The organism is Kitasatospora putterlickiae (assembly GCF_039527695.1).
GTDB classification, from domain to species: domain Bacteria; phylum Actinomycetota; class Actinomycetes; order Streptomycetales; family Streptomycetaceae; genus Kitasatospora; species Kitasatospora putterlickiae.
This window is the reverse complement of sequence record NZ_BAAAKJ010000295.1, coordinates 1-7142: the sequence shown is the minus strand read 5'-3', so window position 1 is coordinate 7142 and position 7142 is coordinate 1. Positions and strand designations below refer to the sequence as shown.

The following is a 7142-nucleotide window of genomic DNA, read 5'->3' as shown; positions in this document are numbered from 1 at the left end:
GCACCGGCGCCTCCCCCGGCTTCGGGCCCGACGACGCGGTGCTGGTCGGCGACCTCGCCGCCCGGGCGGCCACCGGCATCGACAACGCGCGCCGCTACAGCCGTTCGCAGGGCATCGCCCTCGACCTCCAGCGCGCGCTGCTCAGCGAACCGGGCCATCCGCACCAGAACCTCGAACTCGCCTCCCGCTACCTGCCGTCCGGCACCAGCTCGGTGGTCGGCGGCGACTGGTTCGAGACCGTCCGGCTGCCGTTCGGGCGGACCCTGCTGGTGATGGGCGACGTGATGGGCCACGGCGTCGAGGCGGCCGTCGACATGAGCAGCTACCGCGCCACGCTGCGCGACGTCGCCGGGACCGACCTGCCGCCGCACCGGATCCTGCGCCAGCTGGACACCGTCATCGCCGCCAACGAGTCCGCCCGCCCGGCCACCTGCCTGCTCGCCCTCGCCGACCCGGGCCGGGGCCGGTGGACCTTCTCCAGCGCGGGCCACCTCCCGCCGGCCCTGATCGCACCCGGCCGCCGCACCGAGCTGCTGCGGGTCCCGACCGGTCCGCCGCTCGGCACCGGGCTCGGCGGCTACGAGCAGACCTGCCGCGAGCTGCTGCCCGGCGAGACGCTGCTGCTGTACACGGACGGCCTGGTGGAGCGGCGCGGCGAGGACATCGACGTCTCCCTCGCCCGCCTCGCCGCCCTCCGCCTGCCCGCCACCGGCCCGCTGGACGACCTGCTGGACGCCGCGCTGCACGCCATCGGCCCGGCCGTCGGCAGCCCGGCCGAGGACGACATCGCCGTCCTCGCCGCCCGGCCCCGGGCCCGGGCGTAGCGGCCCTCAAGCGTCCGCGCCATCCGCCCGTTACTTCGGTGAACAGTCCGGTCGTCCCGGTGAGTTCGAGCAGCCGGGCGGGCTGGCCGTTCACCCCGGCCAGCACGAACCGGACACCCCGGTCCCGCGCGCTCTTCCGGGCGTACAGGAACTGGTTGAGGCCCGCCGAGGCGCAGAACTCCAGCGCCGAACAGTCCACCAGGACGGTCCCGCCACCGGGCGCCCGGCGCACCGCGCGGCGCAGCGCCTCGTGCAGCTCGCGCTGGTCGTCCATCCCGGCGGCGCCGGCGAGCTCGACGGTGACGGTCGAACCGGCCCGCACCGGGCTGGTGACGGACAGCGTGGCCATGGCCGTGCCGGGACCGCGCCGGCGGGTGGCGCGGCGGCCCGGGCCTCAGGACCTGCCGCGGCCGGTGACCAGGTCGCGGGCGCGGTCGACCAGGCCGAAGCCGGGTGCCGGCGGCTTGTTGGCCGGCGGGGTGGACGGGGCGGAGGGGTGCGGACGCGTCGGTCCCGGCTTCTTCGCCGTCCGCACCCGCTCGCCGAGTTCCTCCAGCTCCTCCGGCGAGCAGGCGTCCGCGAGCGCCGGGAGAGGTTGTCCTCCTCGTCGGCGATGTGCTCCGTCACCTCGGCGACCACCCGCTCGGCGAGCGCGAACCGGCCGTCGGCCGCGGCCATGCCCTCCAGTTCCTTGAGCAGGCGCTCCACCGCCGCGTGGTCGGCGATCTCCTTGTCGGCCGGCGTGGCACCGCCGGGCACGTGCTCGCGGACGGCCGGGTAGAGGTACTGCTCCTCGGCGACGGAGTGGCGCACCAGCTCGATCGTGAACTCGTCCACGATCTGGCGGCGGCGGTCGTCGCCCGGGGGGAGCGCCTGGAGCCCGTCGAACAGTTCCGCCACCTCGCGGTGGTCGGCCATCAGTTCCTCGATCACGCTTCCGCCGTGTCCCATGGTGTTCGCACCGTCCTCCGAGTCGGCCCGGCGGCGATCCGGCGGCCCGGGTCGCCGATGACGGGGTACCGGTCGGCTGCCCGGGCCGGGCCGCTCCAAACGGCCCATCGGCGCGGCGGGACGGCTCAGAGCTTGGCCAGGGCCTGCTCCAGGTCGGCCCAGACGTCCTCGGGGTGCTCGATGCCGGCGGCGATCCGGACGGTCCCCGGGCCGATGCCGGCCGCGGTCAGCTCGTCGTCGGACAGCTGGCGGTGGGAGGTGCTGGCCGGGTGCAGGACCAGGGTGTGCACGCCGCCCAGCGAGGGGGCGAGCGAGGCGAGGCGGACCGCGCCGACGAAGGCGCGGGCGGCCTCCCGCCCGCCGGCCAGGTCGACGGCGAACACCCCGCCCTGGCCGTCCGGAAGCAGGCGGCGGGCCAGCTCGTGATCGGGGTGGCCGGGCAGTCCCGGGTGGTGCACGGCGGCCACGGCCGGGTGGGCGGCGAGCCGGCCGGCCAGGTCCAGCGCGGTCTCGTTGTGGCGGCGGATCCGCAGGCCCAGGGTCTGCATCCCGCGCAGGGTCAGCCAGGCGGCGAACGGGTCGAGCGTCGCGCCCTGTTCCACCGCGTGGTGCCAGACGCGGTGGTGCAGGCCGGTGTCGGCGAAGACGGCGACGCCGGCCATGACGTCGGAGTGGCCGCCGAGGTACTTGGTGGCCGAGTGGATCACGATGTCCGCGCCGTGCTCGATCGGGCGGCAGAGCAGCGGCGTGGTGAAGGTGTTGTCCACCACGCTCAGCACACCGGCCTCGCGCGCCGCGCCGATCAGCGCCGGCAGGTCGGCGACGCGCGCGGTGGGGTTGGAGACCGTCTCCAGGTACAGCAGGCGGGTGGTCGGCCGCAGGGCGGCGCGCACCTCCTCCGGGTCGTCGCCGCGCACATGGGTGACGCTGACGCCCCAGCGCGCCGCCAGGTCGGCGAGCGTCGCGAACGTGCCGCCGTACAGGCTCCGCTGGGCGATCACGTGGTCGCCGGAGCGCAGCAGCGCGAGCAGCACGGTGGTGATCGCGCCCATGCCGGTGGAGGCGGCCAGCGCACCGCTGCCGCCCTCCAGGTCGGCCACCGCGTGCTCCAGCGAGCGGACGGTCGGGTTGCCGTTCCGGCTGTAGAGGAACGCCTTGTCGGGGCCGCCGAAGGCGTCCGCGAGCGTGTCGCTGTCGGGGAAGGCGAACACGTGGCCCTGGTGCAGCGGAACGCCCAGCGGACGGCTGCCGGTTACCTCCGTGACGGGCGGGTGGACGATCCGGCTCTCGGGGCGCAGCCCGTGGTGGTAGTCGCTCATGCCGCCCATGCTGGCGCGGTGCGGCCGGACCGGAACAGGTCCAATCCGACCCCGGTGGCCCGACGTCCGCCAGCCCGTCAGCCCGACGTCCGCCGGCCCGTCAGTGTCCGTCGCCCCCGGACCGTCCGGCCTGCCCGGCCTGCCCCGCCCGTCCGGACCGGCGCCGCCAGAGCGCGAACGGGACGACCGCGGCCATCGCGGCGGCCCCCGGCACCGACGGTTCGGCGGGCGCGGCCGTCCCGGCCGACCGGTCGCCGCCCGCCGCCAGGCCCTGCTGGTCGAAGGTGTCCGGCACCGGCAGGGTGTCCCAGCGCGACAGCGGCCAGGCGACCACGAACGCCCGGCCGACCACGTTCTTCACCGGGACGAACCCGCCGCCCGGCCCGTTGACGTGGAAGCGCGAGTCGCGCGAGTCGTTGCGGTGGTCGCCCATCACCCACAGGTGGTCCTCGGGGACGGTCACCACGCCCACCGGCGCGTCGTCGCACGGAGTCGCGCCCGGGTACACGTACGGCTCGTCCAACGCCACCCCGTTGACCTTGACCGGGCCGCCCCGGTTGCACTCGACCGTGTCGCCGCCGACCGCGATCACTCGCTTGATCAGGTCCTTCTCATCGTCGGACGGCCGCAGGCCGATGGTGCTGAGCACGGTGCGGAAGCCCTCGACGAGGCCGTTGCCCTTCTCCCTGGGCACGGTGTCCAGCCAGCCGCCCGGGTCCTTGAAGACCACCACCTCGCCGCGCTCCGGCTCGGCGCCGAACCACGGGGTGAGCTTGTCGACCAGGACGCGGTCGTTCTTCTCCAGCGTGTGCTGCATCGAGCCGGAGGGAATGGAGAACGCCTGGACGAAGAAGGTCTTGATGCCCAGCGAGAGCAGCAGGGCGAGGCCGATCAGGATCGGCAGCTCCTGCCAGAGCGGCCGCTTCTTCTTCGCCGCCTTCGCGCTCCGGCCCTCACCCTCGGCCGGGGCGCTCCCGCCTGTGGCACTCCCGCCCGTGGCACCCTCACCTGTGGCACCCTCGCCGTCCGGCGCCGCGACGTCGATCGGGCCCGCCACGGCACCAGGCGCTCCCAGCGCACCCGGCTCCCCCGGACCACCCGCCGGGCCGGAACCGGCACCGGCCTCACCCCTGCCCGCCGAACCCGCGGTCTCCTCGATGCTCATCCCCTGGTCCCCTCCGGACGGACCGGCGGGCCCCGCCGTGGGACCCCCCGTTGTCAGCTAACGAACGGTGGTTCCCGCCGACCCGTCAGAACGTACACCCCCGGCCCCTCCCGTCCTATGCCGCGCCTTCCGGCACCGGACCAGCGCCACCCGGCGCCGGCCCCGTCCGCCCTACGCCGCCCCGCCGCCGCCGAGCATGATTCGCGCGACCAGCTCGCGGCGGCTGGCCACCCCCGCCTTGGCGAACACCGACTTCAGGTGGTCCTGCACGGTGTACGGCTTCATCGCCAGCAGCCGCGAGACGTCCCGGGTGTCGCACCCGCGCACCAGCAGCAGGGCCACCTCCTGCTCACGCGCCGTCAGCCCGTACGCGGAGAGGTAGAGCGGCATCGCGTCGGCGGGCGTCGCCGGGGCCGCCACCACCGTCACCTCGCCGTCGCTTCCGCCCTTCAAGGCCGAGCCGTGCAGCACGTACCAGCGGCCCCCGGCTTCCTGCACCCGGATCTTCGAGCCCGGCACGGCCAGGCCGCGCGCCGCCCGGCGGGCCTGTTCGGCGGCCACCGCGAACGCCGTCGGCACGCCGAGCGAGGTCCGGCTCGGGTCGGCCAGCCGCCCGAGCAGTTCCTCCGCCGGGCCGGAGAGCGCGAGCGGCCGGTTCGCCGGACCGAGCACCACCACGGCCGGGCCCTCGTCCCAGCCGTCGCCCCCGGTGGCCGGCGGCAGGTGGCAGGCCCGCAGCGCGTTGCCCAGGTGGCGCGCGGCGACGTCCGCGAACTCGCGCTGCTGCGCCAGGTACGGTCCCCGGTCGGCCGCCCGCATGAACGCCGCGCAGCCCCACATCCCGCCGTGCGCGTCGAACACCGCGCGCAGCTCGTCGCCGAACCCGGCCGGTCCGATCAGCTCGCGGTAGCGCGCGCTGTCCGCCAGCCGCCCCTTGGTCGCCCGGCTGAGCGTCTCCGCGCGCACGCCGCTGCGACGGATCGCGGAAAAGGTCGTCACATCGTTCGCCCACACCTCCAGGCGAACCGCCTCCTCGAACCCCGACAGGCTGAGGTCGTCGCTCAGCACCGAGGTCACCAGCCCGGTCGCCGGGTCCGCCGAGTGCCAGCAGACCGCGTCGTACCCCAGGACCGTGCGCAGCAGTTCGTCGGCTCTGCGGAACACCTTCTCGGCCGTCAGCCCCGCCCCGGCGAGTTCCCGCAGCCCCTCGACCGCCTGTTGCGTCGCCATCCCACGTGCTCCACGTGATCCCATGGAACCGGAAGTTAGCAGGCACACCGACCACCGGCCCATGCACCGGCAGGCGGATCCGCCCTCCACCTCCAGAGGGTCCCACGACGCCCGGCCTCATCCTCGTGAACGTCCGAACCGCCCCGGACGGCGCCGCCCCGGGCCTTGACACGCACCGCCCGCGTCCGCCTCAAGTCCACTTCCACTCCCTCGGACTGACTTTCCATCACTTCGATCGGGGAGAAGTCCGAGCACTTTGCAGAACTTCTTTTGCAGAACTCCCGGAGACGGCTATCCTCCCCGCATGCTCGACGACGGACAGCGCCGCACGCTCGACCCCGAACACGACACCGCCGCCTTCAAGGCCCTCACCCACCCGCTGCGGATCCGCCTGCTCGGCCTGCTGCGCCAGGACGGTCCGGCCACCGCGAGCGAACTCGCCGCGCGGACCGGCGAGTCCTCCGGTTCCACCAGCTACCACCTGCGCGTCCTCGCCAAGTACGCCTTCGTCGCGGAGGCCGAGCACCGCGACGCCCGCGAGCGCCGCTGGCGCGCGGTGCACCTGCTCACCTCCTGGGACGCCCGCGCGGTGAGCGCCACGCCGGAGAGCCGGGCCTTCGTCGAGTTCTCCCGACGGCAGCAGATCGACCACCTCGCCCGCTCGCTCGACCGCCACGAGGAGGACGTCGCCACCGGCCGGCTGGACGGCACGTGGTCGGCGGCCGCCGGCATCGACGACCTGGTGCTGCGGCTCACCCCGGACTCGCTCGCCGAGCTGCGCCGGCTCGTCCACCGGCGGGCCCTCGAACTGGCCGACCGCGACCAGGCCGACCCGCGCACCGAGCAGGTCGTCCTGGTCACCGCCGCGATCCCGCTCGCCGCGATACCGCAGGCCGCGCCGGGCGGCGCGGCATGAGCGGGCCGTCCACCGAGGGCTCCGCCCGCCGCGCGTACCTGGCGGTCACCCTGTTCTGCTGGCTGCCGATCGGGCTGGCCACCGCTCCGCTGGTGCTGCTGTTCACCGCGCGCGGGCTCGGACTCGGCGCCGTGGCGGGCCTGTTCGCCGTCCACTCGCTCACCACCGCCGCACTGGAACTGCCCACCGGCGGGCTCTCCGACGTGATCGGGCGGCGGCCCGTCCTGGCCGCCGCCGGGGTGCTCGACCTCACCGCCTTCACCCTGCTCGCGGTCGGCGACGCGTACGGGGTGCTGCTGCTCGGGATGGCCCTGATGGGCGCCGGGCGGGCGCTGGCCAGCGGACCGGCCGAGGCCTGGTACGTGGACACGGTCCGCGCCCAGGCCGGACCGGAGGCCGATCTACGGCCCGGCCTGGCCCGGGGCAGCGCCACCGGCTCGCTCGCCCTCGCGGGCGGCACCCTGCTCGGCGGGGCGCTGCCGTGGCTGCTGTCCGACGTCGACGGCCTGGACGGCGCCGTGCTGCCGCTCTCGGTGCCGCCGCTGCTGGCCGCGGCCGTCGAACTCGCCTTCATCCTCCAGGTCTGGACGGCGCTCGCCGAGCCGAAGCGCCCGCCGGCCGCCCTGCGCGCCGTGCTCCGCGGCGTCCCGGCCACCGTGCGGACCGGGCTGCGCCTGGGCCGGCGCGACGCGGTGGTCCGCCGGCTGCTGCTCACCGCCGGCACCACCGGGGCGGGC

The 7142-nt window shown here is 75.4% G+C and carries 6 protein-coding genes and 2 pseudogenes; 3 read left to right on the top strand and 5 right to left on the bottom strand.

The genetic code is table 11. The features are described from left to right. The coding region (locus tag ABD308_RS28640; protein WP_344340585.1) for a PP2C family protein-serine/threonine phosphatase at positions 1 to 824 on the top strand (824 nt) is incomplete at its 5' end. A 58-nt stretch (positions 825 to 882) separates the two neighbouring features. On the opposite strand, the pseudogene ABD308_RS39785 reads toward ABD308_RS28640, so the two are convergent. The 5 genes and pseudogenes from ABD308_RS39785 to ABD308_RS28620 all read right to left on the bottom strand — a co-directional run. Next, positions 883 to 1173, bottom strand: a pseudogene (locus ABD308_RS39785) (STAS domain-containing protein); the annotation flags it as partial. Positions 1174 to 1218: 45 nt separating this feature from the next. Further along, positions 1219 to 1775, bottom strand: a pseudogene (locus ABD308_RS28635) (hemerythrin domain-containing protein). Between the two features lie 125 nt (positions 1776 to 1900). After that, positions 1901 to 3094: a trans-sulfuration enzyme family protein gene (locus ABD308_RS28630; protein ID WP_344340578.1), complete on the bottom strand. Its 1194-nt coding sequence runs from the start codon at positions 3092 to 3094 to the stop codon at positions 1901 to 1903. Between the two features lie 100 nt (positions 3095 to 3194). Beyond that, positions 3195 to 4259 carry a signal peptidase I gene (gene lepB / locus ABD308_RS28625; protein ID WP_425554872.1) on the bottom strand — a complete coding sequence of 355 codons (1065 nt, stop codon included), beginning with the start codon at positions 4257 to 4259 and terminating at the stop codon, positions 3195 to 3197. Positions 4260 to 4430: 171 nt separating this feature from the next. Beyond that, the gene (locus tag ABD308_RS28620; protein ID WP_344340569.1) at positions 4431 to 5489 is read right to left on the bottom strand and encodes a helix-turn-helix transcriptional regulator; all 1059 of its coding nucleotides are present in this window, start codon (positions 5487 to 5489) and stop codon (positions 4431 to 4433) included. Positions 5490 to 5793: 304 nt separating this feature from the next. Here ABD308_RS28620 and ABD308_RS28615 point away from each other — a divergent pair, with 304 nt between their 5' ends. Together ABD308_RS28615 and ABD308_RS28610 are read left to right on the top strand one after the other, a co-directional pair. Further along, complete coding sequence (locus ABD308_RS28615; RefSeq protein ID WP_344340565.1) at positions 5794 to 6405, top strand: helix-turn-helix domain-containing protein; 612 nt, start codon at positions 5794 to 5796, stop codon at positions 6403 to 6405. Then, positions 6402 to 7142 (top strand): MFS transporter (locus tag ABD308_RS28610; protein WP_486327037.1); only part of this gene is annotated, 741 nt, incomplete at its 3' end. The genes ABD308_RS28615 and ABD308_RS28610, both read left to right, overlap by 4 nt.